This window comes from Vibrio sp. OPT24, from assembly GCF_015163545.1.
GTDB lineage: Bacteria > Pseudomonadota > Gammaproteobacteria > Enterobacterales > Vibrionaceae > Vibrio > Vibrio cyclitrophicus.
In genome coordinates this window covers 1-203 of record NZ_JADDYI010000055.1, presented here as the reverse complement: position 1 = coordinate 203, position 203 = coordinate 1, and the positions used below count along the sequence as shown (strand labels likewise).

General features: G+C 38.9%; 1 rRNA gene. It reads right to left on the bottom strand.

The annotated features are described in order from the left end of the window. Positions 1-143 precede the first annotated feature (143 nt). Positions 144-203 (bottom strand): 16S ribosomal RNA (locus tag IQO02_RS19995); the annotation flags it as partial.

Below are 203 nucleotides of genomic sequence, written 5' to 3'. Positions count from 1 at the left end.
AATCAATCAGTCAGCTTTCCAAATTGTTAAAGAGCATAAAGCAAAAAGCTTTAATCAATAACTTACGTTATTAATTAAAGCTCTGGCTTTAACTAAATCTAAACCATCAATCTGTGTGGACACTCATCGTAAGTATCTTCGTATAAGGAGGTGATCCAGCCCCAGGTTCCCCTAGGGCTACCTTGTTACGACTTCACCCCAGT